The sequence below is a fragment of the Variovorax sp. GW821-FHT09D04 genome, from assembly GCF_059416405.1.
Map to the genome: position 1 here is coordinate 1,178,540 of NZ_JBWKPA010000001.1, position 25,377 is coordinate 1,203,916.

A 25,377-nucleotide genomic window follows, 5' to 3' on the forward strand; every position below is an offset into this window, starting at 1 on the left:
CTCAAAAAATGCAATGTACCGAGCACTTGTGCGGCTGGCAAGCGAGGGCCCGCACGGCCTGGCCGCACTGGCATTCATGCAGGCGAGGAGCGCAGGCCGTAGGTCTTGCCGTGCACGAACAGGTACTCGGCGCGCAGTACCGCGTCGCCTTTCTCGCCGGTGAAGGTGAAGCCCAGCACGGCCACCGGCGTGCCGGGCTTGATCTCCTCGACGCCCCAGGCCTGTAGCCGCGTGAGCGGGGCCAGCTCGATCTGCCACTTGCGGTCGCGCCGCGTCGGCAACTGCGCCTTGGCCAGCAGCGCCGCGCCGTCGACCGTTGCGCTTTGCTTCGGCAGGGGCCGCTGCTTCAGGTCGGGCGGCAGCGCGAGGTTCTCGGGCAGCTCGATCTCCAGCTCGCCGTGCGGATTGCGCCAGCTCACCTTGGTGGCGCGGCCTTCCAGGTACAGCGGGCGCTCCTGGTCAAAACTGCTCCAACCGTGGTGGGCCCAGGCGGGCAGGGCCAGTGCGATCGAACCGGTCACGAACATGCGTCGAGGCAGCATCGCGTTCTCCTTGGTCAGACATAGGCAATCCAGCGCCCGCAGATGATGACAGCGAGCCAAAACCCCAAAGACAGGAGGCATTGAAACCTGGCGAATCCGCTCTGCCCGCCGAGGTCGCCGCGCAGGTGGAACCAGGCGGCGTTGAGGCCGGCCAGCAGGATCAGCAGCAGCTTCACGCGAAAGGCCGTGTTGTTCAGCAACTCGCCCGGCTGGCTTGCGAACATGGTCAGGCCGGTCAGCGCGCACAGGCCGAAGCCCAGCAGGGCGGGGCGCAACGTGAGGCGCGCCAGCAGCGGCGCCGGCAGCTCGCGGGCCAGGCCGAGGGCGCGCAGCTCGAACATCAGCAGGCCGCCGAACAGCAGCGCGATGCCCACGATGTGCGCCGCCTCCAGCGCCGGGTAGGCCCAGGGGTGCGAGACGAGTCCGGCCAGCATCGGGGCAGCTTAGCGCAAGCCTCGCCCCGGGGGGCGCGGCACAATCCCTTGCAATCTTTTTTCACCAGGCTGTAACCGGCCGGCCCGATGGCACGAAACACCGTAGGCAGCAGGACGACACCGAGCGACGCGGAAGCGGCCTTGCGCCGCCTGTTCCTTCGCGGCCTCGATGGCGACGCCGGCGCGTACCGCGAGTTCCTGCAGAAACTGAGCGCGCACCTGCGCGCTTTTCTGGGCAAGCGCCTGTTCGGCTGGCCCGATGAAGTGGAAGACCTCGTCCAGGAATGCCTGCTCGCCATGCACAACCAGCGCCACACCTACCAGAGCGACCAGCCGCTGACGGCCTGGGTGCATGCCATTGCGCGCTACAAGATGATCGACCTGCTGCGCGCCAAATCGGTCCGCGAAGACCTGCATGACCCGCTGGACGACGACCTGGCCGTGTTCGCCGCGTCGGCCACCGAGGCCAGCGACGCGAAGCGCGACCTCGGCGGATTGCTGCAGACCCTGCCCGAACGCCAGCGCCTGCCCATCGTGCACGTGAAGATCGAAGGCCTCTCGGTGGCCGAGACGGCCAGCCTCACGGGCATGTCGGAGTCGGCGGTGAAGGTCGGCATCCACCGGGGCCTGAAGGCCCTGGCCGCGAAGTTCGGGGGAGGCGCCGCGCCATGAAGACCGACGACCTCGTGAACCTGCTGGCCGCCGGCGAGGTGGCGGTGCCGCGGCGCAGCGCCAGTGGGCGGATCGGGCTGGCGGTGCTGGCCGCGCTGCCGGTGTCCTTCGTGATCCTGTTCGGCGAGTACGGGCTGCGGCCCGACCTGGTGCAGGCGATGTTCTGGCCGATGTTCTGGGTCAAGGTGCTGTTTCCGCTGTGCATCGCGGCGGCGGCCTTCGTGACGGTGCAGCGGCTGGCCCGGCCCGGCGTGCGGATGCGCCACGCGTGGTGGGGCGGGGTGCTGCCCGTGCTGGGGATCTGGGGGCTGGCGGCGTTCGTCTGGTTCTCGGTGCCGATCGAGGAGCGCATGCCCTTGCTGATGGGCCAGTCGTGGCGCATCTGCGCCCTGAGCATCGGCTTCATGGCGCTGCCGGTGTTTGCGGCCACCTTCGTGGCGCTGCGCGGGCTGGCGCCGACGCGGCCCGCGCTGGCCGGGGCCGCGGCCGGCGCACTGGCCGGCGGCGTGGGCGCGTCGGTCTACGCGCTGCACTGCATGGAGCTGACCGCGCCGTTCCTCGCGGTCTGGTACGTGAGCGGGATCGCGGTGCCGGTGCTGCTGGGCGCGGTACTGGGGCCGCGCCTGCTGCGCTGGTAGCGAGTCGCTTTCTACTTTTAGCGCTTCTTGCTGCCGAAGATCCCGCCCAGCACGCCGCGCAGGATCTCCTTGCCCACCGACGTGCCCATGGTGCGCACCGCCGACTTGGCCATGGTCTGCACGAGGCCGTCGCGCTTGCCGCCGCGCGGGCCGGTGCTGCCGAAGAGCATGTCGTTGAGCATGCCGCCCATGCCGGACGATTCTTCCGCGGCGGCCCCGCCCTTGGCGCCGGCAGCCGGTGCATCGGGGGCGCTCTCGGCGCGGCCCTTGAGCTTTTCGTAGGCCGATTCGCGGTCGACCGTCTTCTCGTACACACCCGCCACCAGCGAGCCCGCGATCAGCGCCTTGCGCTGCTCGGGCGTGATCGGGCCGAGCTGGCTGCCCGGCGGCAACACGTACACGCGCTCGGTGATGCTCGGACGGCCCTTGGCGTCCAGGAAGCTCACCAGCGCCTCGCCCACGGCGAGTTCGGTGATGGCGGTCTCGATGTCCAGGCCGGGCTTCTGGCGCATGGTGCTGGCGGCGGCCTTCACGGCCTTCTGGTCGCGCGGGGTGAAGGCGCGCAGCGCGTGCTGCACCCGGTTGCCCAGCTGGGCCAGCACCGAGTCGGGAATGTCCAGCGGGTTTTGCGTGACGAAATACACGCCGACACCCTTGGAGCGCACCAGCCGCACCACGAGTTCGATGCGTTCGACCAGCGCCTTGGGCGCCTCGTTGAACAGCAGGTGGGCCTCGTCGAAGAAGAAGGCCAGCTTCGGCTTCTCGGGGTCGCCGATTTCAGGCAGCTGCTCGAACAGCTCCGACAGCATCCACAGCAGGAAGGTGGCGTACAGGCGCGGCGAGTTCATGAGCTTGTCGGCCGCCAGGATGTTCACCACCCCCTTGCCGCCCACCGTCTGCATGAAGTCGGTGATGTTGAGCATCGGCTCGCCGAAGAACTTGTCGCCGCCCTGGGTCTCGATCTGCAGCAGGCCGCGCTGGATCGCCCCCACGCTGGCGGCGCTGATATTGCCGTACTCGGTGGTGAACTGGCTTGCGTTCTCGCCCACGTACTGCAGCATGGCGCGCAGGTCTTTCAGGTCGAGCAGCAGCATGCCGCTGTCGTCGGCGATCTTGAACACCAGGTTCAGCACGCCGGCCTGGGTTTCGTTCACGTCGAGCATGCGGCCCAGCAGCAGCGGGCCCATGTCGGACACGGTGGCGCGCACCGGGTGGCCCTGTTCGCCGAACACGTCCCACAGCGTGACGGGGCAGGCGGCGGGCTCGGGCACGTCGATGCCGCGTTCCTTGAGCGTGGCGGCCAGTTTTTCGCCCACGCTGCCTTTCTGGCTGATGCCGGTCAAGTCGCCCTTGACGTCGGCCATGAACACCGGCACGCCGATGTTCGACAGTTGTTCGGCGATGGTCTGGAGCGAGACGGTCTTGCCGGTGCCGGTGGCGCCGGTGATCAGGCCATGGCGGTTGGCCAGGCCGGGCAGGAGGGTGCACTCGATGGTGTCGTGGCGTGCGATCAGAAGGGGGTCGGCCATGGGGCGCTCCGGGTCGTATCGAAGCGCGCAGTCTAATCAACCGCCACTCCTATAATTCACGACCCCGCACGGTCGTTCAGGAAAAAAGTTCAGGAGGTTTTTTTGTCATCGACTGCTCAGCCCCCCATTCCCGCCACTGGCGATGCATCCGAACAGTCGCCGATCGAAAAAGAGCTGGCCGTGTTGCTCGTGAACGCGCTCAATCTCGAGGTCGCACCTGAAGAGATCGTTCCCACCGACCCGCTGTACGGCGAAGGTTTGGGCCTCGACTCCATCGACATCCTCGAAGTCGCGCTCGAAGTTTCGCGCCGCTATGGTTTCCAGCTGCGCTCGGACGACGAGCGCAACCAGCAGATCTTCCAGTCGCTGCGTACGCTCGCGACCCACGTCGCCGAGCACCGCAGCGCCACCTGATCCATGTCCCGATGGCGACTCGTCCTCCTGCTGCTGGTGGGGGTCACGTATGCCGGCCTCTCCCACTGGATGACGCTGTTCCACGCCACCGAGCCCTGGGCTGTGGTGGTGTTGCTCGGCCCGCTGTGGATCGCCGCCATGGGCTGCGCCGCCAGCTGGTTCGGCCGCTGGGGCCTGGCCATTGCGGCGGCGCTGGGCATCGGCGGCTTCTCGCTCGTCTTCCTCGGTGAGGCGGGCGACACGAACCGCCTGTACGTGCTGCAGCACATCGGCATCAACGGCGCCTTGTGCGGCTGGTTCGGCTCGACGCTGCGCGGCAAGGGCCTGCCGCTGATCACCCAGTTCGCGCAGCGCGTGCACCCGCTGAAGGGACACATGCTGTCGTACACGACGCGCCTGACGCAGGTGTGGACGGTGTATTTCGCCGTGGTGGTGGTCTCGTCGATCGTGGTCTACCTGACGATGCCGTTCTCGGCCTGGTCGCTGCTGGCCAACGTGCTGTCGCCGCTGAGCGTGGCGCTGCTTTTCGTGGGCGAGCACCTCGTGCGCTACCGCCTGCATCCCGAATTCGAACGCACGCGCCTCGTCGATGCGGTGCGCGCGTTCTACGGCACCTCGACGGTGGACAACGGCGCTGGCGGCCAATGAAACAGGCACAGCCCGCGTGACCCCCGACACCGCTTCTTCTTCCTTCCTGCCGCTGCTCGCGGACCGCAACCCCGATGCGCCCCTGGCCTGGCGCGCCGGCCAGCCGGTCAGCACACGCCAGTTCCTGGCCGACGTCGCGCGCCTGGCGCCCGCACTGCCCGCCGAAGGTCCTGCCGTCAACCTCTGCCTCGACCGCTACGCCTTCGCCGTGAGCCTGGGCGCTGCGCTGGTGCGCGGCCACGCCAGCCTGCTGCCGCCCGATGCGCGGCCGGACACGCTGGCGCGCCTGACCGAAACCGGCGGCGCCCACCTGTTCGCGCTGACCGACGACGCCAAGCTCGAGACGCCCGGCATGCGGCGCCTGCAGGTCGAGGCCGTGCCCGGCCCGGCCGGCGATGCGCCGGTGCCCGCCATCGACGGCGGCCGGCATGCGGCCAGCCTGCTCACGTCGGGTTCCACCGGCGTGCCGCAACCGCATGCCAAGGCCTGGCGCACGCTGGTCGGCGACGTCGAAGTGGCGGTCGAGCGGCTGTGCCGCGTGCTGCAGCGGCCCACGCTCGAAGGGCTCACGCTGGTGGCGACCGTGCCGGTGCAGCACAGCTACGGCCTGGAGTCGTCGGTGCTGCTCGCGATGCTCGGTGGCGCGGCCTTTGAGACCGGGCGGCCGTTCTTTCCGGCCGACGTCGCGAAGGCGCTGACCTCGGTGCCGCGCCCGCGCGCGCTGGTGACCACGCCGTTCCACCTGAAGACGCTGCTGCTGTCGGGCATCGAGTTGCCGCCGGTCGACCTGATCCTGTCGGCCACCGCGCCGCTGTCGCCGCAACTGGCCGCGCAGGCCGAGCAGGCGCTGGGCGGCGTGCTGCTCGAAATCTACGGCAGCACCGAATCGGGCCAGGTGGCCACGCGCCGCACGACCGAGAGCGAAATCTGGGAAACCTTCGGCGAAATCCGCGTGCATGCGCAGCCGGGGGAGGGCGACGGTCCCGAGCGCTTCATCTTCAGCGGCGATTTCATTCCCGAGCCGACGCCGATGGCCGACGTGCTCGAACTGCTGGACGCTCGGCGCTTTCGGCTGTTCGGCCGCGCCAACGACCTGATCCACGTCGCCGGGCGGCGCAGTTCGCTCGCGCACCTGAACTACCACCTGAACAGCATCGCGGGTGTCGAGGACGGCGCCTTCTGGCTGCCCGACGAGGTGGCCGACGGCGTGGTGCGGCCGGTGGCGTTCGTGGTCGCGCCCACGCTGTCGGCGGCGGACATCATTGCTGCACTGCGGCAACGCCTGGAGCCCGTGTTCGTGCCGCGCCGCGTGGTGCAGGTCAAGGCCTTCCCGCGCGAAGGCACGGGCAAGCTCACGGTGCGGGCGCTGCGCGAATTTGCGCTGGCCCAGCTGGCCGACGACCAGACGCCGGTGCAGATGGCGCACACGGTGCCGGTCGACCATCCGGCCTTTGCCGGCCATTTCCCCGGACAGCCGCTGGTGCCCGGCGCATTGCTGCTGGCGGAGGTCATGGAAGTCGTGCGGCGCGTGCCGGCGCTGTCGGCACGGCTCGGCGCGAGTCCGACGCTCGCGGCCGCCAAGTTCCTCGCGCCCGTGCGGCCCGGCAGCACGCTGTCCATCGAGCTGCATCCCGAGGCCGGAACCGGCCGCGGCGTGCGTTTCGACGTGCGCTGTGACGGCGTGGCGGCTGTCACCGGCCGCTGGACGGCTGTGCCAGAGTCGGCGGGATGAAGCACACCGACGCCGAAACGCGCGCCGTGGACGAAGCGGCGCGGCAGACAGCCCGCCCGGCGGCCCAGCAGGGCGACTGGGCGCGCGCGCCCGAGCGCAGCAACATGCTGGCGCTGCGCTTCATCTGCCTGATGGCGCTGGTGTGCGGGCGGCACGTCACGCGGCTGCTGCTGCCGCCGATCAGCCTGTACTTCCTGCTGTTCGCGCCGGCGCCGCGCCGCTACATCAAGCGCTACCTGTTCCGGGCCATCGGCCCGCGCGCGGGCTGGGTCGACGGCTACCGCCTGCTGCACGCGTTTTCCTCCACAGTGCTCGACCGCGTGTACTTCCTGCGCGGGCGCATGGACCTGTTCAAGCTGAAGATCGAAGGCAACGCCCCGATCGAGGCCGAGGCGGCCGAAGGGCGGGGCGCCTTCCTGCTCGGCGCCCACATCGGCAGCTTCGAGGTGCTCGGCGCCTGCAAGCAGCAAAAGCACCAGAACCGCATGCGGCTGGCGATGCTGATGTACCCGGACAACGCGCAGCGCATCACCGCCATCCTGAACGCCGTTGCGCTGCCCGAGATGCGGCCCCACGTGATCGCGCTGGGCCGGCCGCATTCCATGCTTGCGCTGCGCGACTGGCTCGACGGCGGCGGCCTCGGCGGCATGCTGGCCGACCGCACCTTGCCGGGCAGCGAGGAGCAGCCGGCAAACCAGCGCGGCAACAACATCGTGCTGCCTTTCCTGGGGCAGCCGGCCGTCTTCAACGACGGGCCGTTCCGGCTTGCGGCGCTGCTGCGCCGCAAGGTGTTCTTCATGGCCGGCATGTACGGCGGCGGTGCCCGCTACGATGTCCGGTTCGACCCGCTGGCCGACTTCGGCACGCCGTTCGCCGATGCCGCGGAGCGTGAACGCCGCATCCGAAGCGCGGTCGAAGCCTATGTGGCCCGCCTCGAGGCGCTGTGCCGCGCCTACCCGTACAACTGGTTCAACTTTCATGATTTCTGGCTCGAAGATGCGGCTTGATCGGCTTTGCAGGGTGGTGGTGCTGGCGGTGGCTTTCTGTGCCGCGCCGGCCTGGGCGGCATTCGACCTGCCCGAACTGATGGGCCTGCTGGCCAAGCAGAAGAGCGGCGAGGCGCGCTTCACCGAGCAGCGCTTCGTGCACGGCCTCGAAGGCCCGCTCGATGCGAGTGGCACGCTGAGCTTCGAGGCGCCCGACAAGCTGGTGCGCCGCACGCTGTCGCCGCGCATCGAGACCATGTCCGTCGACGGCAACACGCTGACCCTGTCGCGCGGCAACCGCAACCGCACGCTGGCGCTGGACAGCATGCCCGAGCTGCTGGGCCTGGTCGAAGCCATGCGCGGCACGCTGAGCGGCGACGGCGCCACGCTGCAGCGCTACTTCAAGAGCACCGTGACCGGCGCCGCCGGCAAGTGGACGCTCGACCTCACGCCCAACGACAGCCGGCTGGCCGCGCAGGTGCGCAGCATGCGCATCACCGGCCGCAACAGCGAGGTGTTGGGGCTGGAGATGGAGTTCGTGGGCGGTGACCGCTCGGTCATGCACATCTCGCCCAACGCGCCGCCGTCGGCGCTGCCGGCCGGCGCCCCCGGGCGCGCGACACCGTGAGCCTGGCGCAGGCGGGTGGCCCGCCGGGGTGGTCGCGCCGCATCGTCGTCCTGCTGGCGTGGCTCTTGGTCGTGGCCCTGGGCGCGGTCGTCATCGCGCGCACCCAGATCGGCGCTGACCTGTCGGCCTTTCTTCCCAAGAGCCCTGACCTGCGCCAGCGCGTGCTCATCGAGCAGCTGCAAAGCGGCGTCGCCTCGCGCACGCTGATGCTGGGCTTCGAGGGCGGCAGCGTCGAACAGCGTGCTGAGGTCTCGCGTGCCGTCGGCAAGGCAATGCGCGAGAGCCAGCTCTTCGACCTGGTGCAGAACGGCGACGTGAGCGACTGGAGCGAGGCCGGGACCTGGGTGTTCCAGCACCGCTACCAACTCTCGTCCGGCGTGATGCCGGGGCAGTTCACCGCCGAAGGGTTGCGCGAGGCCATCGTCGACACCCTGTCGATGCTCGGCACGCCGGCCGGCAACGCGATCAAACCCTTGCTCGACAGCGATCCGACGGGCGAGACCCAGCGCATCGCGATGGAGCTGGTGCCGGCCAGCGCACCGCGCAGCGAGGCCGGCGTCTGGATGTCGCGCGAGGCGCCGCGTGCGCTCATGATCGCCACCACGCGCGCGGCCGGCGGCGACCTCGATGCGCAGGCCGTTGCCATCGCCCGCGTGCAGGCCGCTTACGAAGCCGCTGCGCGCGGCATGGGCGAGGCTGCGCCCAAGCTGTTGTTGAGCGGGCCGCCCGTGTTCTCGGTCATGAGCCGCGAAAAGATCAAGACCGAAGCCATCCACCTCGCGGTGGTGGGCGGCATCGTGATGAGCGTGTTGTTGTTGCTGGCCTTTGCCTCGCCGCGCGCGCTGGTCATCGCCTTCCTGCCGGTGGCCACGGGCGTGGTGGTGGGCACCGCGTCGGTCAGCCTGGTGTTCGGCTCGGTACACGGGCTCACGCTGGGGTTCGGCAGCACGCTGATCGGCGAGACGGTCGACTACGCCATCTACTACCTGATCCAGGCACGCGGCGCGGCCGTGGCCGGCACCGGCTGGCAGCGCTGGCGCGAGGTGCATTGGCCCACGGTGCGGCTGGGCCTGCTGACCTCCGTGTGCGGCTTTGCGGCGCTGGTGTTCTCGGGCTTTCCGGGGCTGGCGCAATTGGGCGTGTTCTCGATCGCCGGGCTGGTGTCGGCCGCATTGGCCACGCGCTACGTGTTGCCCGTGCTGGCACCCGATGGCGCGACCGGCATGGGCATGCGTCGGCACATGGCTCGCCTGGCCGGCCTGCTGGTGCGCGGCCTGCCGCGCCTGCGCTGGCCGCTGGCGGCGCTCGGCGTCGCGGCGCTCGCGCTGGTGCTGTGGCAGGGCGGCCACCTGTGGCGCGCCGACCTGAGCGCGATGAGCCCCGTGCCGCGCTCGGCCCAGCAGCTCGACGAGATGCTGCGCAAGGACATCGGCGCCAGCGACGGCGGCGTGCTCGTGGTGGCCTTCGGCGACGACGAACAGGCCGCACTGCGTCACACCGAGGCCGCGGCCGCGCGCCTCGATGCGCTGGTCGACAAGGGCGAGCTCAGCGGCTACGAAGCCGTGACCCGCGTGCTGCCCAGCGTGGCCGCGCAAACGGCGCGCCAGGCCAGCCTGCCCGACGCCGACACGCTGCGTGCCAACCTGGCCGAGGCGACCAAGGGCCTGCCGCTGCCGGCATCGCGCCTCGGTCCCTTCGTGGCCGACGTGGAGGCCGCGCGCAAGCAGGCGCCGGTGCAGCGCGTCGACCTCATGGGCGGCCCGCTGGGCTCAGTGGTGAACACGCTGATGTACGAGCGACCGGGCGGTGGCTGGTCCACGCTGGTCGTGCTGCATCCCGGCCCCGGCTTCGAACAGGCGCGCCTCGAGGAGGCGCTGGCCGGGCTGCCCGAGGTGCAGGTGGTGGACGTCGGCCGCGAACTCGGCGGCCTCTACCAGCGCTACCTGCACGAAGCCTTCGTCCAGGTGCTGCTTGGTGCGCTCGCGGTGGTGGTGCTGCTGGGCGTGTACCTGCGCTCGTGGCGCCGTCTGCTGGCCGTGTGCCAGCCGCTGCTGTTCGCGGTGGTGCTCACGCTGGGCGGCATGGCGTTGGCGCAGGCTGCGCTCGGTATCCTGCACCTCGTGGGGCTGTTGCTGATCGTCGCCGTGGGATCGAACTACGCGCTCTTCTTCGACCAGCTGCGCACGACCGGGCGCGCCGACGAAGACACGCTGGCCTCGCTGATGCTGGCCAACCTCACGACGGTGGTGTCGTTCGGGCTGATCGCGATCTCGGACATTCCGGCGCTGTCGTCCATCGGCCGCGTGGTCGCGCCAGGCGCCTTGCTGGCGCTGCTGCTGTCGGCCGCGTTCGCGCGCAACGTGGCGCCCGGGAAGGGCCCGAGCCCACAGCGTCCGCGCTGATGGGAAAATCCGGACCCACCATGTCGTCGCCTTCCGCCCCTTCCACCCGTTCTGCCGCCTCCGAATCCTGGCCCTGGCCGCCGGCCATGCGCGCCAGCGCGGCCGTGCATGTGGCCGCATTGGGCGCGGGCGTGCTGGTGCCGGGCGCCTGGCCCTGGGCGCTCGGCGCGGTGGTGCTGAACCATGCGCTGATCACCGGTGCGGGCCTCACGCCGCGCAGCAACCTGCTCGGCCCGAACGTCACGCGCCTGCCCGAGGCCGCCGCTGCGCGTCGCGAGGTGGCGATCACCATCGACGACGGGCCAGAGCCCGAGGTCACGCCCCGCGTGCTCGACCTGCTGGACGCCCACGGCCAGCGCGCCACCTTCTTCTGTATCGCCGAGCGCGTGCTGGCGCATCCTGCGCTGGCGCGCGAGATCGTCGCGCGCGGCCACAGCATCCAGAACCACACCGCGCGGCATCGCCACAACTTCTCTTTCCTCGGCCCGCGCGGCTTCGCGGCGGAGATCGCGCGCGCGCAGGACATCCTGACCGACGTGACCGGCCAGCGCCCGACCTGTTTCCGCGCGCCCGCCGGCCTGCGCAACCCTTTCCTCGAACCCGTGCTGCACCGCCTCGGCCTCTCGCTCGTGAGCTGGACGCGGCGCGGTTTCGACACCCGCGAAGGCGACCCCGCCAAGGTGATGGCGCGCCTCACCCACCACCTGCAGGCGCGCGACATCCTGCTGCTGCACGACGGCAATGCTGCGCACACCGCGGCGGGGCAACCCGTCTTGCTGGAAGTCCTGCCCTTGTTGCTCCAACGCCTGCGCACCGAGGGATTGCGCGCCGTGACCCTGCCTGAAGGATTGAAGACCGCATGAGCGCCGTGATGCCATCGACGATGACCACCGACCAAGCCTGGCGCGAGCTGCACGAAGCCGCGACCGTGCCCTACAAGAAGGGCGGCACCTTCGCCTGGCAGTTCGCGCGCGGCAAGCTCGGGCGCGACCCGGTGTTCCGCGGCCTGCTCGAACGCGGGCTGATCGATGCCGAGCACCGGCGCGTGGTCGACATCGGCTGCGGACAGGGCCTCTTCGTGAGCCTGCTGGCGTCGATGAGCACGATGCAGCAACAGGGACGCTGGCCAGCCTCATGGGCCGCCACGCCGGCCGCCGCGGACTACACGGGCATCGAGCTGATGCCGAAAGACGTGGCGCGCGCCGAGGCATCGGTCGGCCACCTGAAGCCGACCCCGCGGCTGGTGTGCGCCGACATGTGCTCGGCCGCCTTGCCCGACTGCGACCTGGTCGTGATCCTCGACGTGCTGCACTACGTGGACCTCGCCGCGCAAGAGGGTGTTTTGACCCGCGTGCGCGACGCGCTGCGCCGTGGCGGCAACCCGAAGGCGCGCCTGCTGCTGCGCGTGGGCGACGCGTCGAGCACGCGCGGTTTCGCGATCAGCCAGTGGGTCGATCGCACCGTGACGCGCATCCGCGGCCACAAGGTCTCGCCGACCTGGGGCCGCCCGCTGACCGAGTGGATCGCCGTGCTGCAGCGCCTGGGTTTCCGCGTGCAAAGCATGCCGATGAGCGAAGGCACACCGTTCGCCAACGTGCTGCTGGTGGCCGACCTGGAGACTGTCGCTTGACGGCACCGCAGACGCTCGACCGCGCGGGCATTGCCGCGCGCATTCCGCACAGCGGCAGCATGTGCCTGCTGGAGCGCCTCGAAGGCTGGGACGCCGAATCGATCCACTGCAGTACCACGACGCACAGCCAGGCGGATAACCCGCTGCGCACCGAGAGCGGCTTGCTCGCGCCGAACGCCATCGAGTACGCGGCGCAGGCCATGGCGCTGCACGGCGGCCTGCTGGCCGCCGAGGGCAGCACGCCGTCGGCCGGCTTCCTGGCCAGCGCGCGCAACGTGAAGTTGGCGGCGGCGCGGCTGGACGACATCGCCGGGGCGTTGCAGGTGCGGGCGAAGCGCCTGTCCGGCGACGACCGGCAGGTCTTGTATGAATTCACGGTGGCGGCCGACGACGGCCGCCTGCTGGCCGAAGGCCGGGCCGTGGTGGTCTTGAACACGCCGCTGGCGGACACGGAAAGCACACCGTCATGAGTTTCGAAGGAAAACGCACACTGATCACCGGCGCCAGCGGCGCGCTCGGCGCGGCCATGGCGGAGCGTTTTGCGCGCGACGGCGCCACCGTGCTGCTGCATGCGAACTCGCGGCCCGAGGCCATCGAGCAACTGGCCGCGTCGATCACCGCCGCCGGCGGCAAGGCGGAATGCCATGTGTTCGACTTGCGCAGCGACGAAGCCTGCGCGGCCGGCTGCGCACGCATCCTCGAAGGCGGCGCAGTACAGATCCTCGTCAACAACGCGGGCGTGCACGACGACGCCGTGCTGCCCGGCATGCGCGCCGAGCAATGGCACAAGGTGATCGACGTGTCGCTGAACGGATTCTTCCGCGTGACCCAGCCGCTGCTGCTGCCGATGATGCGCACCCGCTGGGGGCGTGTGCTGAACATCTCGTCCGTCGCCGCCATCGCGGGGAACAAGGGGCAGGTGAATTACGCGGCGGCCAAGGGCGCGCTGAACAGTGCGACCAAGGCGCTGTCGCTGGAGGTGGCGTCGCGCGGCGTGACCGTGAATGCGATCGCGCCGGGGATCATCGCCTCGCCGATGGCCGATGCGGTGTTCGACCCCGCGCTCATCAACCAGATGGTGCCCGTGAAGCGCGCCGGAACGCCGCAGGAAGTGGCGGCGCTGGCGGCGTTCCTGGCAAGCGATGAAGCTGCGTACATCACGGGTCAGGTGATCTCGATCAACGGCGGGATGATCTGAGGCCCTGCCAGTTCGTTCTTCCCTATCAGGGGCAGGGCATTCGCCTTACCCCGAAGCCCGGCAGGCGGTGCGGTGTGGGCGGCCCCTCTGTGCCGCCGAGGAGCGCAGCGTTTCGCGGATCAGGGCTCGCAGCTGTTTGAGCCGCAGGCGAGTTCTGCGAGACCCCGCGAAACGCGAGCACCGCAGGGCAGCCGCGAAGCGGCTGGCACAGTGGGGCCGACCACGCCGTGCCGCCTGTCGGGCGCTCCCAAAAGGCCTAGAGAGGCAGCGTATCGAACGCAGCGTAGGCCGTAGCCAGCCAAGACTTCACGCGCTGCCGTTCCAGCAACCCAAGCGCATGCGGCCCTTCGCGGTCGTTCACCGCCTTCCAGAAACTCGTGTTCTGCGCATCGATCTTGCGCATGCTGGCTTCGTGCAAACGCGGTAAGGCAATGACGCGTGCGCCATTCGCATTGGCCTTCGACAGCGACTGCGACGCCAGCAGCATTCCGAAGTCGCTGCCGCGCCCGTAGTTCTGCACCACGATGTAGTTGGGCCGGTTGCCGAAGGTGTCGATCAGCGTACCGAGCAGGTCGGTGGAGTCCTTGCCGTCGTCCAGCACGTGCCAGAAGTTGACCGTGACGTCGATCTCCTCGAACACATCGAACAGGTCCGATTCCTTGATCCAGCGTGACAGCGGCGCCAGCGTCTGCGCCGCGAGGTCGACGATCACGCTCTGCTTCGGGTTGGTCTCGAAGCCGTTCACCACCGTGTCCAGGCCTTCGAAGCTGTCGACCACCACGGGCGAGGCAAAGCCCTCGTAGAAGCGGGTGAAAGAGCTGTGCGAACGGTCGGTGTCGAAGCCGGTGAAGGGCCGGCTGCGATCGATGAAGTACTGGGCCAGCACGCGTGCGGTGACCGATTTGCCGACACCGCCTTTCTCGCCGCCAATGAAGTTGATGGAGCTCATGAGTGGTTGCTGCCTCGAATGGGTTGAGGGGTGGAGGAGGGCGGATTCATTCTAGGGGTCGCTTGCTGCGCCGCAGTGGCTAGCGACCTCGCTTGCTCATGCCTTGCAGCAAGGGATGTGCCTGCAGGCGCTGCTGCAGCCGTTTTTTCCACGGAGCCGGCAACGCCGAGCCGTCGATCATCGCGGGCCACTGGTCGCGCGCGAGACGGGCCGTGTCGGCGACCACGCGTCGCATGCGCGGCTCGTGCAAGCCCGCCGAGAAACAGAAGGCGCGCACGTTGGCCGGTGTGAACATCGCGGTGCGACGCGCAGCGGTGGCGCTCACCGGGGCCGGCAGCAGCGGCAGCGCATGGCCCTCGACACCCTGCAGCGCTGCATAAGCCACGATGTCGTAGGCCGGCGCCAGGCGCGGCGCGATGCCATCGGGGTACAGCACGCCGAAGTTCTTCAGGTGGGCATCGGGGTTGCCCAGCAGGTCGTTGACCACGAGCCGGCGCACCAGTTCGAGCACGGCGTCTTCGCCCAGCGACGGAAAGGCGCGCATCGCGAGCGCCATGTCGAGGTAGCTTCCGCTGTACTTGTGCATCGGGTCGACCGCCAGCACCTGCGCGAAGTCTTCGAAATGGATGCGGCGCGCGCCATCGCGGTCGAAACGTGTGACGGCCAGGAACTCGGGCTCGTCCGGCAACGCATAGCTGTGCTCCGCCGCAATGGCCGACAGCGGCGCGAGTTCGGCATGGCACACCTCGACACCCGCCACCCCGGCCATCTGCAGCGAGAGCATCTCGAGTTGCGGCATGTGCGGCCGACCGGCCACCGGCAGCTTGGCGATCACGCGCGTGCTGGCACCGGCGCGCACGCGCGCCACGTAGCGGCCGCCCTGGCGGCGCAGGCCCAGCTTGGGCTGCACGCCCGAGACCGAGATGCCCTGCGGCATCGGCAGCTCGACCACCGACATCTCGAGCGCGTCCTGGTCCTGCGTGATGAGCCGTTGCAGCGTGCCGCGGTCCACCGACACCGGGCGCGCGGCCACGGCGCCGGGCAGGTCGCCGCCGCAGGCCGCCAGCAATTCGAAGTGATCGTTCTCGCGGCACCCGCGCAACTGCGCGATGTGGCTGCGCAGCACGCCTTCAGGTAGCAGGTTCTGGAAGAAGCCGGGCAACTGGCCGCCCTGGGCGTTGAACAGCGGGTTCTTCACGTCGCTCCACAGCGCGGCCTGGGCCGCCGGGTCGCTCGCAACCATCGACAGCGAAAGCACGCCGGGCGGCGGGTTGGCGATCAGCTCGGGCTCCGCCACGAAACGGCACAGGTCGGCGTACTGGAACAGCTTGCCGAGGCGGTGCACGCCGAGCGAAATCTCGAGGATCTTGACGTTCATGGCGGTGAGCGGCGGCCCCGCACGTAGGGCGGCGCGGCGGGCGCTTCGGCCAGCGCCCGACCGACGCGCGTGGCGACCGGGCGGTAGCCGGGATCGACGGCCGTGCCTTCGCCGAAACCCTTGGGCGCGAGCTGCAGTTCGAGCCCCAGCGCATCGACCAGCGCGAGCAGCGACGACAGCTGCGGATTGCCCTTCAGGCTCAGGGCATTGCGCACCGAGCGCTCGGTGAGCCCCGAACGCAAGGCGATCTCGGCGTTCGTGAGGCCGGTGGCCCCGCGACGCGCCGTGAGGGCGGTGATGAGTTCCTGCTTGTCCACGGAAAGATATTACCGCAAATGCCTATTTGGGAAACATATTTCCGATGCGAAGAGCCTACTTGGGGATCAGCGTGAAAAGCGGCATGACCACGCCCATCACCCAGTTCTGGCCGAAATCGAGGGCCGCCCGGCGGTACTTCTCGTCGGCCTGCGCGGCCAGCAGGTCGAGTCGTGCCACCACCTTCGACAGTTCGCGATCGGCCACGAGGTTGCGCCCGCGCTCGCTGATCTCGGTGGCCAGCAGCAGCGGCTGGCCGTCGGGGCCGGTCTTGGAGGAAATGAGCCAGAGCGAAATCTCGAAGTTGCGCGCCGTGCGGTAGCTGTTCTCGGCGTCGACCCCGTCGATCATGGTCTGGTCCCAGGTGTTGCCGTTGGCTTGCTTGAGCATCGAGGCCCACCCGACGACCAGCGCCGCCACGCGGTCGCCCTGGTAGGCCTGCGGACCGGTCTCGAAGGCCAGGCGGATGGCGTCGATGCCGGTGGCGCCGCGCAGCTCGGGCAGCGGCGTGCCCTGCAGGACCGCGTCCCAGGTGCGCTGCGTGGCTTCTTCCATGCTGGCGGCCGACTTGCGCCATTCGCGCGGGTTGCGTCGGTACAGCGTGGTCTGCACACGGCGCACCGATTGCAGGTTGTCGCGCAGCGACAGGTTGGCGATGCGGTTGGTGCCCGATTGCAGCCATTCCTGGTTGCCGTAGGGCTCGGCGCGCTCGGTGGAACGGAAGGAGGAACAGCCCGTCAGCGCCAGCGGCGCGAGCAGGGCGGCCGCGGTGCCTGCCAGCAGGCAGGTGCGTCGCGCCGCGAGGGGAGAAGCCAGGGAATCGCTCATGCCCTGACGTTATCATCCACGGCTGGGGCGGCGGCCCGCTTCAAGCTGCGGGCCCGTGCAATTTTCCTTACAAATCAATACCTTGGCGCTATGCCAAGGCAGGGCGACAAGTCGTGCGTCTTAACTCCATCAAGCTCTCGGGCTTCAAGTCGTTCGCCGAACCCACCAACTTCCTGCTGCCGGGCCAACTGGTCGGGGTGGTGGGTCCGAACGGCTGCGGCAAGTCGAACATCATGGATGCCGTGCGCTGGGTGCTCGGCGAGTCGCGTGCGTCGGAACTGCGCGGCGAGTCGATGCAGGACGTGATCTTCAACGGCACGACCACCCGCAAGCAGGCCAGCCGCTCGAGCGTCGAACTCGTGTTCGACAACGCCGACCACCGCGCCGGCGGCCAGTGGAACCAGTTCACGGAAATCGCCGTGCGCCGCGTGCTCACGCGCGACGGCACCAGCAGCTACTACATCAACAACCAGCCGGTGCGTCGCCGCGACGTGCAGGACGTGTTCCTCGGCACCGGCCTGGGCCCGCGCGCCTACGCCATCATCGGCCAGGGCACGATCAGCCGGATCATCGAATCCAAGCCCGAAGAGCTGCGCCTGTTCCTCGAAGAAGCCGCCGGTGTCTCCAAGTACAAGGAGCGCCGCCGCGAAACCGAGAACCGCCTGGGCGACACGCGCGAGAACCTCACGCGCGTGGAAGACATCCTGCGCGAACTCAACGCCAACCTCGAGAAGCTCGAGAAGCAGGCCGAGGTGGCGGCGCGCTACAACGCGCTGCAGGGCGACGCCACGAAGAAGCAGCACCAGCTGTGGTTCCTCAAGCGCGGCGAAAGCGATGCCGATCAGGCCAAGATCAAGGCCGATTCGGAAAAGGCGATCAACGACCTCGAATCGCGCACCGCCGACCTGCGCCGCATCGAGTCCGAACTCGAAACCGTGCGCCAGGCCCACTACGGCGCCGGCGACCTGGTGAACCAGGCGCAGGGCAAGCTGTATGAAGCCAGCGCCGAAGTCGGCCGGCTCGAAGGCGAGATCCGCTTCGTGGTCGAGGGCCGCCAGCGCGTCGAACAACGCCTGGTGCAGTTGCGCGAGCAGATGGGCCAGTGGGGCCGTCGCCGCGAAGAGGCCGAGGCCGAAATCGAGACGCTGGCCGGTGCCGGCGTGGATGCCGAAGAGCAGGCCATCCTGCTGGCCGCCCAGCTCGAAGAGCACGACGCGCGTCTGCCTGACCTCGAAGAGGCCGTGCAGCGTGCGCAGAACGAGGCCAACACCCAGCGCGCGACGGTGTCGCAGGTGCAGCAGCAGATCCAGGTGCTGGCCGCCGACCAGCGCAACATCGAAGACCAGAGCCGCCAGCTCACGCTGCGCAGCGAACGCCTGCGCGCCGATCAGAACGCACTGGCCGCGCCCGACGAAGACCGGCTGACCGAGATGCAGGAGCAGCTGGCCGCGGCGCAGGAAACCGCCAGCGAATCCGACGCCCGCCTGCAGGAACTGCAGGAGGCTGTGCCCCAGCTCGACGAAGACCGCCGCGCCAAGCAGCAGGCCGTCAACACCGAGGGCGCCCGCCACGCCGAGTTCTCGGCCCGCCTCGAAGCGCTGCGTGCGCTGCAGGAGAAGGTCAAGACCGACGGCAAGCTCGCCCCCTGGCTCGCCAAGCACGGCCTCGACGGCCTGCAGGGCCTGTGGAGCCGCATCCACATCGAGCAGGGCTGGGAGAACGCGCTCGAATCCGCGCTGCGCGAGCGCCTGGGCGCGCTCGAAGTCAGCCGGCTCGACATGGTGCGCGCCTTCGGCAATGACGCACCGCCCGCCAAGCTCGCCTTCTACAGCCCGCCCGCCGCCGGCGTGCCGCAGGACACGAGCGCGCTGCCCAAGCTGTCGAGCCTGCTGCGCCTGAACGACGCCGGCCAGCAGGCGCTGCTGAACGACTGGCTGCACGGTTGCTACACGGCCGAGACTTTCGAAGAGGCGCTGGCCCAGCGCGCCACGCTGCAGCCCGGCGAGGTGATCTATGTGCGCAGCGGCCATGCCGTGTCGTCGCACAGCGTGAACTTCTACGCGCCCGATTCCGAGCAGGCCGGCCTCCTGGCCCGCCAGCAGGAAATGGAAAACCTCGAGCGCCAGCTCAAGGCCCAGACGCTCATCAACGAAGAGGCGCGCACTGCGCTGGTCCGCGCCGAAGCGGCCTACGGCGATGCCGCACAGCGCCTCGTCACGGCCCGCCGCGAAGCCGCCGAAACGCAGTCGCGCGCCCATGAACTGCAGGTCGAAACGCTGCGCATGACGCAGCTCGCCGAACAGACCCGCGCGCGCAGTCAGCAGCTGGCCGCCGACCTCGGCGAGGTCGATGCCCAGCTCGAGGAACTGCAAGAAAAGCGCATCGCCGCCGAAGGCCGCTTCGAAGAACTCGACATGCAGCTGGCCGACAGCCAGGAGCGCCATGCGCAGCTCGACGAGCGCGTGATCGAAGCCGGCCGCGCGCTCACGGCCAGCCGCGAACAGCACCGCAGCCTCGAGCGGCAGGCGCAGGAAGCCACCTTCTCGCAGCGCACGCTCGAAGCGCGCCGCGGCGAACTGAACCGCAGCATCGAAACCGCCTCGCAGCAGACCGTGGCGCTGACCGACGAAGACGAGCGTGCCCGCGCCGAGCTGAGCCGCCTGTCGGATGCCGCCGCGCAAGCCGGCTTGCAGGACGCGCTGTCGCTCAAGCTGGAGCGCGAGACCGCCTTGGGCGCGGCCCGCAGCCAGTACGACGACCTCACGCTCAAGCTGCGCGCCAGCGACGAGCGCCGGTTGCAGCTGGAGCGTGAACTCGATCCGCTGCGCCAGCGCATCACCGAGTTCCAGCTCAAGGAGCAGGCCGCGCGCCTGGGCGTCGAGCAGTACCAGCAGCTGCTGGACGACGCCGGTGCCGACCTCGAAGCGGTCGCGCAATCGATCGAGACCGAGAAGGTGCGCCTGACGGGCCTGCAAAGCGAAATCGACCGCCTGAACCGCGAAGTGGTTGCGCTCGGCGCCGTCAACCTCGCCGCGCTCGACGAACTCGCGATTGCGAGCGAGCGCAAGATCTTCCTCGACGCCCAGTCGGCCGACCTGAACGAAGCCATCGGCACGCTCGAAGACGCCATCCGCAAGATCGACGCCGAAACGCGCGACCTGCTCGGCGGCACCTTCAAGATCGTCAACGAGCACTTCAGCCGCATGTTCCCGGAGCTGTTCGGCGGCGGCAACGCCAAACTGATGATGACGGGCGACGAAATCCTCGATTCCGGCGTGCAGGTCATGGCCCAGCCGCCCGGCAAGAAGAACCAGACCATCCACCTGCTCTCGGGCGGCGAGAAGGCGCTCACGGCCATTGCGCTCGTGTTCGCCATCTTCCAGCTGAACCCGGCGCCTTTCTGTCTGCTGGACGAAGTGGACGCGCCGCTGGACGACGCCAACACCGAACGCTATGCCAAACTCGTCTCCGCCATGAGCCGTGAAACCCAGTTCCTTTTCATCAGCCACAACAAGATCGCCATGGAAATGGCCGAACAGCTGATCGGCGTGACCATGCAGGAGCAGGGCGTGTCGCGCATCGTTGCGGTCGACATGGAGTCGGCGGTCTCGATGGTCGAAGCGGCATAAGGCAGGCGCGCGCATGAGCAATCTCACCCTCGCCCTGGCGATCCTCGGCGGCCTCGTTCTCGCGGCCGTCGTGGCCTACAACACCCTGATGTCGCGCCGCAACGCGCCGCGCCAGCCCGATGCGGTCGATGTCGCGCTGGCCGAAGCCGAGCGCGCGCTGGCCGGCGGCAGCGATGGCGGCGTGGAGCCGATGCTCCATGCCGACCCGAGCCAGGTGGCCGGCAGCGACCGCCACGAGCCGCTGTTCGACCCCGACCTGCCCGCGCCCAGCGGCGTGCCCGTGCCCACCGGCGAGCGCCGCGGCGGGCTCGATCCGCTGATCGACGTGATCGCGCCCATTTCGCTCGAAGGCCTGGCCTCGGGCGATGCCGCGCTCGCGTCCATGCCGTCGACGCGCCGCGCCGGCAGCAAGCCGGTGGCCATCGAAGGCCTGAACGACCTCACCAGCCAGTGGGAGCCGCCGGCGCCCGGGCAGCGCTACCGCGCGTTCCAGGTCGGCGTGCAGCTGGCCAACCGCACCGGGGCGCTCAACGAGATCGAGTACTCCGAGTTCGTGGTCAAGGCGCAGGCCTTTGCCGATGCCGTGAACGGCGCGCCGGAGTTTCCCGAGATGCTCGACGAAGTGGCGCGCGCCCGCGAGCTCGACCAGTTCGCCAGCGCGCACGACGCGCAACTGGGCTTCGTGCTGCGTGCGCTGCACGCGGCCTGGAGCCCGGGCTACGTGCAGCAGAACGCCGCGCGGCTGGGCTTTGTCGCCGGGATCATTCCGGGCCGCATGGTGCTGCCGACCAGCGAGGCCGGCCTGCCGCCGATCCTCGGGCTCTCGTTCGACACCCAGGCCGCGCTGGCCGACGATCCGGCGCAATCGGCGATTCGCGAACTCAGCCTGAGCCTCGATGTGCCGCAGGTCGATCGCGGCGAAGAGCCGTTCCGTCGCATGCGTGAAGCTGCTGCCACGCTCGCCCGCGAGATGGACGGCGTGGTGACCGACAGCGACGGCCAGTTGCTGCGCGACGAAACCATGGACGTGATCGGCACCGACCTCGAGCAGCTGTACGACACGCTTGACGCACGCGACCTCGCCGCGGGCTCGCCGCTGGCGCGACGCCTCTTCAGCTGATCCGTCTTTTCCCCGAGGGACACCCCATGACAACGCGCGACGAAGCGGCACGCGAAGCCGCCGCACTGAGCGAGCAGCTGCATCGCCACGCCCATCTGTACTACGTGCTCGACGCCCCCGAGCTGCCCGACGCCGAGTACGACAAGATGTTCCAGCGCCTGCAGGTGCTGGAGACCGAGTTTCCCGAACTGCGCGCGCCCGATTCGCCGACGCAGCGCGTGGGCGGCACGGTGCTCGACAGCCTGGCCAAGGTGCGCCACCGGGTGCCGATGCTGTCGATCCGCACCGAGACCGACATCACGCCCGCCGGCGCCAGCGCCTTCGACGCGCGCGTGCGCCGCGAACTGGGCCTGGCCGAAGACGCGCCGCAGATCAGCTACGTCTGCGAACTCAAGTTCGACGGGCTGGCCATGAGCCTGCGCTACGAGCACGGCGTGCTGGTGCAGGCCGCCACGCGCGGCGACGGCGAGGTGGGCGAGGACGTCACGCAGAACATCCGCACCATCCGTGAGATTCCACTGAAGCTCAAGGGCACGGCGCCGCCCGTGGTCGAGGTGCGTGGCGAGGTCTACATGAAGCGTGCCGATTTCGACGCTCTTAACGAGCGCCAGCGCCAGAAGATCGCCGCCGGGCAGAAGAACGAGAAGGTGTTCGTCAACCCGCGCAACGCGGCGGCCGGCGCGGTGCGCCAGCACGACCCGGCGATCGCGGCAGAGCGCCCGCTGAGCTTCTTTGCCTACGGCCTGGGCGAGGTTTCGCCCGCGACCGACGGCGGTCCCGACATCGCGACCCAGTTCGACTGGCTGCAACAGTTTCACGCCTGGGGCTTTCCGGTGGCCACGCAGACCGCGCGGGCGACCGGCGCTATTGAACTGATAGCGTTCCATGAAACCATCGGCCGCCAGCGCGATGCGCTGCCGTACGACATCGACGGCGTGGTCTACAAGGTCGACAGCCTGGAGTTGCAGCGCCAGCTGGGATTTGTTTCGCGCGAACCGCGCTGGGCCGTGGCCCACAAGTACCCGGCGCAGGAGCAGCTGACCGAGGTGGTCGGCATCGAGATCCAGGTGGGCCGCACCGGCAAGCTCACGCCGGTGGCCAAGCTGGCGCCGGTGTTCGTGGGCGGCGTGACGGTGACCAACGCCACGTTGCACAACGAGGACGAAGCCCGCCGCAAGGACGTGCGCGTGGGCGACACGGTGATCGTGAGGCGTGCCGGCGACGTGATTCCGGAAGTGGTGGGCGTGGCGCCCGACAGCCTGGCCAAGCCCGACGACCAGCGCGGCGCGGTCTTCACCATGCCGCACAAGTGCCCCGTCTGCGATTCCGAGGCGGTGCGGGAGGAGGGCGAGGTCGACTACCGTTGCACCGGCGGCCTGTTCTGCGCGGCGCAGCGCAAGGAGGCCATCCTGCATTTCGCGGCGCGGCGCGCGGTCGATGTCGACGGGCTGGGCGACAAGCTGGTCGAACAGCTGGTCGATGCCAACCTGATTCGCACCTTGCCCGATCTCTACAAGCTCGGCTTCGTCACGCTGGCGGGCCTGGACCGCATGGCCGAGAAGTCGGCCCAGAACCTCGTCGATGCGCTCGAAGCCTCGAAGAAGACCACGCTGCCGCGCTTTCTGTTCGGCCTGGGCATCCGCCACGTCGGCGAGAGCACGGCGAAAGACCTCGCCAAGCATTTCGGCAAGCTCGACGCCATCATGGACGCGACCGAGGAACAGCTGCTCGAGGTCAACGACGTCGGCCCGGTGGTGGCGCAGAGCCTGCGCACCTTCTTCGACCAACCGCACAACCGCGAAGTGGTCGAGCAGCTGCGCGCCTGCGGCCTGACCTGGGAAGAGTTCGAGCCCGAGGCCCGTGCCCCCAAGCCTTTGGCGGGACTGACCTTCGTGATCACCGGCACCCTTCCTACGCTGGGCCGCGACGAAGCGAAGGATAAATTGGAGGCAGCCGGCGCCAAGGTGGCCGGCTCCGTCAGCAAGAAGACCCACTACCTCGTGGCCGGGGAAGAGGCCGGCAGCAAGCTGGACAAGGCGCGCGACCTCGGCGTCACGGTGATTGACGAGGCGCGTATGCTGGAGATCCTCGCCAGCGGTGTTCCGCCGGCACCCGACGCCTGAGTCGCCCGGCGCCCGGGATCCAGGCCTTTACCGGCCGTTACGCGACTTCACACCAGCGCAGTCAACAGGGTCTACAAGCGGGCGTTGAACGATCACAGAAGGCCGACAAGGAGTCCCTCATGCAAAAAATTCGTGTTCTCGCTACCAGCCTCGCACTCGGCGGCATCGCGCTGCTGAGCGGCTGCGTGGCCGTTCCTGGCGATCCGTACTACTCCGGCGGCTATTCCGAACCGTACTACTCCGATCCGGGTCCCGTGGTGGTGCCGGCGCCGGTCTACATCCAGGGTGGCGGCTACTACGACAACCGTCGCCCGTACTACGACCGCCGTCCTTACTACGACGGCCGTCGGCCGGCTTACCCGTACCCCGGCGTGCGACCCTCGTACCCGACGACCCGCCCGGGTTGGGGCGGTGGCCGTCCGCCAGTTGCCGTGGTGCCACCGGTGCGACCCGGCGGGGGTGGCGTGCCCGGCATCACGCCCTCGCATCCGCAGCAGATGCCGCAAGGTCGCGCGCGGCTATGGACCTCGCCCGACTCGCAAGGCACCACGCCTCCCTGATCGTGGCGCTGATGTGAGGTTCGCGTGAGGCTGTCGCGATAATCCCGCCATGGCCTTCCGCGAAATTCTCAAGATGGGCGACCCCCGGCTGCTGCGCACCGCGCAGCCGGTCGCCGCTTTCGACACCGACGAACTGCACCTGCTGGTGCGCGACATGTTCGAGACCATGCAGGCGGTCAATGGCGCCGGCCTCGCGGCGCCGCAGATCGGCGTCGACCTGCAGTTGGTGATCTTCGGCACCGACACCGTCAATCCACGCTACCCCGACGCGCCGCCGGTGCCACGCACCGTGCTGCTCAACCCCGTCATCACGCCGCTGGGCGATGAAGAGGAAGAGGGCTGGGAGGGCTGCCTGTCGGTGCCCGGCCTGCGCGGCGTGGTGCCGCGCTTCGCCCACATCCGCTACACGGGCTTCGACCTGTATGGCGACCCGATCGACCGCACCGCCGACGGCTTCCATGCGCGCGTGGTGCAGCACGAGGTTGACCACCTGTTCGGCAAGCTGTACCCGATGCGGGTGCGCGATTTCTCGCGCTTCGGCTACACCGAGGTCCTGTTCCCGGGCCTCGATGCGGCCGACGACGACTGATTCGCCAGTCGCCTCTTCGCTTACTTGTTGTTGAGCCCGAAGCGCCCGCCGCCCGTGAGCGCGAGCGAGATCGCCGCGAACAGGAACATGCCCTGCAGTTCCAGCGCCCAACCGCCTTGCCCGTTCAGCGCGCCGAGGTCCTTGCGGTGGGCCAGCCAGATTGCCACCACCATGTTGATGGCCACGACCAGCGCGGCGGGCCGCGTGAACAGGCCAACGATCAGCAGCACCGGCGCCAGGATCTCGCCCACGTAGACCAGGTAGGCCAGCACCGCGGGCACGCCGTGCGACGCGAGCATGCCGCCGATGCCGTCGACGCCCTTGCCGACTTTGGCAATGCCATGCAGCAGGATGAGGATGCCCAGCGCAACGCGCAGGATGAGCTTGCCGGTGTCGTCGGACTTGACCATGGTGTGATTCCTGTTCGGGAGTG

25 protein-coding genes are annotated in these 25,377 nt (G+C 69.2%); 17 read left to right on the top strand and 8 right to left on the bottom strand.

Features of this window, described 5'->3' with window-relative positions; translation table 11 throughout:
- Window positions 1-74: 74 nt before the first annotated feature.
- Together AC07O4_RS05470 and AC07O4_RS05475 are read right to left on the bottom strand one after the other, a co-directional pair.
- Window positions 75-542, bottom strand: coding sequence for a DUF6152 family protein (locus AC07O4_RS05470; protein WP_495303943.1), 468 nt, complete (start codon window positions 540-542; stop codon window positions 75-77).
- Between the two features lie 14 nt (window positions 543-556).
- Window positions 557-976 (bottom strand): hypothetical protein, encoded by a 420-nt coding sequence (locus tag AC07O4_RS05475; RefSeq protein ID WP_495303944.1) that lies wholly within the window; start codon window positions 974-976, stop codon window positions 557-559.
- 87 nt (window positions 977-1,063) lie between these two features.
- Between AC07O4_RS05475 and AC07O4_RS05480 the strand changes: the two genes are divergently transcribed.
- Both AC07O4_RS05480 and AC07O4_RS05485 read left to right on the top strand, forming a co-directional pair.
- Window positions 1,064-1,648, top strand: coding sequence for a sigma-70 family RNA polymerase sigma factor (locus tag AC07O4_RS05480; RefSeq protein ID WP_062477750.1), 585 nt, complete (start codon window positions 1,064-1,066; stop codon window positions 1,646-1,648).
- Window positions 1,645-2,286 (top strand): NrsF family protein, encoded by a 642-nt coding sequence (locus AC07O4_RS05485; RefSeq protein WP_495303945.1) that lies wholly within the window; start codon window positions 1,645-1,647, stop codon window positions 2,284-2,286. The genes AC07O4_RS05480 and AC07O4_RS05485 overlap by 4 nt, the downstream gene beginning before the upstream one ends.
- A 17-nt stretch (window positions 2,287-2,303) precedes the next feature.
- Here AC07O4_RS05485 and AC07O4_RS05490 read toward each other — a convergent pair whose 3' ends face one another.
- Window positions 2,304-3,815, bottom strand: a complete 1,512-nt coding sequence (locus tag AC07O4_RS05490) for a helicase HerA-like C-terminal domain-containing protein (protein ID WP_307693558.1) — start codon at window positions 3,813-3,815, stop codon at window positions 2,304-2,306.
- 102 nt (window positions 3,816-3,917) lie between these two features.
- Here AC07O4_RS05490 and AC07O4_RS05495 point away from each other — a divergent pair, with 102 nt between their 5' ends.
- Genes AC07O4_RS05495 through fabG form a run of 10 tightly spaced genes read left to right on the top strand, consistent with a single transcriptional unit; the run spans window position 3,918 to window position 13,453 of the window.
- The gene (locus AC07O4_RS05495; RefSeq protein WP_062482694.1) at window positions 3,918-4,229 is read left to right on the top strand and encodes a phosphopantetheine-binding protein; all 312 of its coding nucleotides are present in this window, start codon (window positions 3,918-3,920) and stop codon (window positions 4,227-4,229) included.
- A 3-nt stretch (window positions 4,230-4,232) separates the two neighbouring features.
- Window positions 4,233-4,877 (top strand): COG4648 family protein, encoded by a 645-nt coding sequence (locus AC07O4_RS05500; protein ID WP_492677032.1) that lies wholly within the window; start codon window positions 4,233-4,235, stop codon window positions 4,875-4,877.
- A 16-nt stretch (window positions 4,878-4,893) separates the two neighbouring features.
- Complete coding sequence (locus tag AC07O4_RS05505; protein ID WP_495303946.1) at window positions 4,894-6,609, top strand: ApeI family dehydratase; 1,716 nt, start codon at window positions 4,894-4,896, stop codon at window positions 6,607-6,609.
- On the top strand, window positions 6,606-7,616 hold the full coding sequence (locus tag AC07O4_RS05510) for a lysophospholipid acyltransferase family protein (protein ID WP_495303947.1): 1,011 nt from the start codon (window positions 6,606-6,608) through the stop codon (window positions 7,614-7,616). The genes AC07O4_RS05505 and AC07O4_RS05510 overlap by 4 nt, the downstream gene beginning before the upstream one ends.
- A 28-nt stretch (window positions 7,617-7,644) precedes the next feature.
- Window positions 7,645-8,223, top strand: a complete 579-nt coding sequence (locus AC07O4_RS05515; protein WP_495303948.1) for a LolA-related protein — start codon at window positions 7,645-7,647, stop codon at window positions 8,221-8,223.
- Window positions 8,220-10,625, top strand: a complete 2,406-nt coding sequence (locus AC07O4_RS05520; RefSeq protein WP_495303949.1) for an MMPL family transporter — start codon at window positions 8,220-8,222, stop codon at window positions 10,623-10,625. Before AC07O4_RS05515 ends, AC07O4_RS05520 begins: the two co-directional genes overlap by 4 nt.
- Window positions 10,626-10,645: 20 nt before the next feature.
- A complete protein-coding gene (locus tag AC07O4_RS05525; RefSeq protein WP_495303950.1) occupies window positions 10,646-11,488 on the top strand; it encodes a polysaccharide deacetylase family protein in 843 nt (280 codons plus the stop codon).
- On the top strand, window positions 11,485-12,255 hold the full coding sequence (locus AC07O4_RS05530; protein ID WP_495303951.1) for a class I SAM-dependent methyltransferase: 771 nt from the start codon (window positions 11,485-11,487) through the stop codon (window positions 12,253-12,255). Before AC07O4_RS05525 ends, AC07O4_RS05530 begins: the two co-directional genes overlap by 4 nt.
- The gene (locus AC07O4_RS05535) at window positions 12,252-12,725 is read left to right on the top strand and encodes a hotdog family protein (RefSeq protein ID WP_369647000.1); all 474 of its coding nucleotides are present in this window, start codon (window positions 12,252-12,254) and stop codon (window positions 12,723-12,725) included. The genes AC07O4_RS05530 and AC07O4_RS05535 overlap by 4 nt, the downstream gene beginning before the upstream one ends.
- Window positions 12,722-13,453 (top strand): 3-oxoacyl-ACP reductase FabG, encoded by a 732-nt coding sequence (gene fabG, locus AC07O4_RS05540; RefSeq protein WP_159271769.1) that lies wholly within the window; start codon window positions 12,722-12,724, stop codon window positions 13,451-13,453. Before AC07O4_RS05535 ends, fabG begins: the two co-directional genes overlap by 4 nt.
- A 256-nt stretch (window positions 13,454-13,709) precedes the next feature.
- Here fabG and AC07O4_RS05545 read toward each other — a convergent pair whose 3' ends face one another.
- The 4 genes from AC07O4_RS05545 to AC07O4_RS05560 all read right to left on the bottom strand — a co-directional run bounded on the left by AC07O4_RS05545 (window position 13,710) and on the right by AC07O4_RS05560 (window position 16,923).
- Window positions 13,710-14,402: a P-loop NTPase family protein gene (locus AC07O4_RS05545; RefSeq protein WP_062471226.1), complete on the bottom strand. Its 693-nt coding sequence runs from the start codon at window positions 14,400-14,402 to the stop codon at window positions 13,710-13,712.
- 79 nt (window positions 14,403-14,481) lie between these two features.
- Window positions 14,482-15,780 (bottom strand): type II toxin-antitoxin system HipA family toxin, encoded by a 1,299-nt coding sequence (locus tag AC07O4_RS05550; protein WP_495303952.1) that lies wholly within the window; start codon window positions 15,778-15,780, stop codon window positions 14,482-14,484.
- Complete coding sequence (locus tag AC07O4_RS05555; RefSeq protein WP_070060699.1) at window positions 15,777-16,097, bottom strand: helix-turn-helix domain-containing protein; 321 nt, start codon at window positions 16,095-16,097, stop codon at window positions 15,777-15,779. Before AC07O4_RS05555 ends, AC07O4_RS05550 begins: the two co-directional genes overlap by 4 nt.
- 55 nt (window positions 16,098-16,152) lie before the next feature.
- The gene (locus tag AC07O4_RS05560; protein ID WP_159276935.1) at window positions 16,153-16,923 is read right to left on the bottom strand and encodes a hypothetical protein; all 771 of its coding nucleotides are present in this window, start codon (window positions 16,921-16,923) and stop codon (window positions 16,153-16,155) included.
- A gap of 113 nt (window positions 16,924-17,036) precedes the next feature.
- On the opposite strand from AC07O4_RS05560, the gene smc reads away from it, so the two are divergent.
- The 5 genes from smc (at window position 17,037) to def (ending at window position 24,944) form a co-directional block, all read left to right on the top strand.
- On the top strand, window positions 17,037-20,552 hold the full coding sequence (gene smc, locus AC07O4_RS05565; protein WP_495303953.1) for a chromosome segregation protein SMC: 3,516 nt from the start codon (window positions 17,037-17,039) through the stop codon (window positions 20,550-20,552).
- 13 nt (window positions 20,553-20,565) lie between these two features.
- Window positions 20,566-21,672, top strand: a complete 1,107-nt coding sequence (locus AC07O4_RS05570) for a cell division protein ZipA C-terminal FtsZ-binding domain-containing protein (protein ID WP_062471237.1) — start codon at window positions 20,566-20,568, stop codon at window positions 21,670-21,672.
- Window positions 21,673-21,698: 26 nt separating this feature from the next.
- On the top strand, window positions 21,699-23,795 hold the full coding sequence (gene ligA, locus AC07O4_RS05575; protein ID WP_495303954.1) for an NAD-dependent DNA ligase LigA: 2,097 nt from the start codon (window positions 21,699-21,701) through the stop codon (window positions 23,793-23,795).
- 119 nt (window positions 23,796-23,914) lie between these two features.
- The gene (locus tag AC07O4_RS05580; protein WP_307590163.1) at window positions 23,915-24,355 is read left to right on the top strand and encodes a hypothetical protein; all 441 of its coding nucleotides are present in this window, start codon (window positions 23,915-23,917) and stop codon (window positions 24,353-24,355) included.
- Window positions 24,356-24,404: 49 nt separating this feature from the next.
- A complete protein-coding gene (gene def, locus AC07O4_RS05585; protein WP_070060694.1) occupies window positions 24,405-24,944 on the top strand; it encodes a peptide deformylase in 540 nt (179 codons plus the stop codon).
- Between the two features lie 20 nt (window positions 24,945-24,964).
- Here def and AC07O4_RS05590 read toward each other — a convergent pair whose 3' ends face one another.
- Window positions 24,965-25,354, bottom strand: a complete 390-nt coding sequence (locus AC07O4_RS05590; RefSeq protein WP_062471245.1) for a DoxX family protein — start codon at window positions 25,352-25,354, stop codon at window positions 24,965-24,967.
- Between the last annotated feature and the right edge of the window lie 23 nt (window positions 25,355-25,377).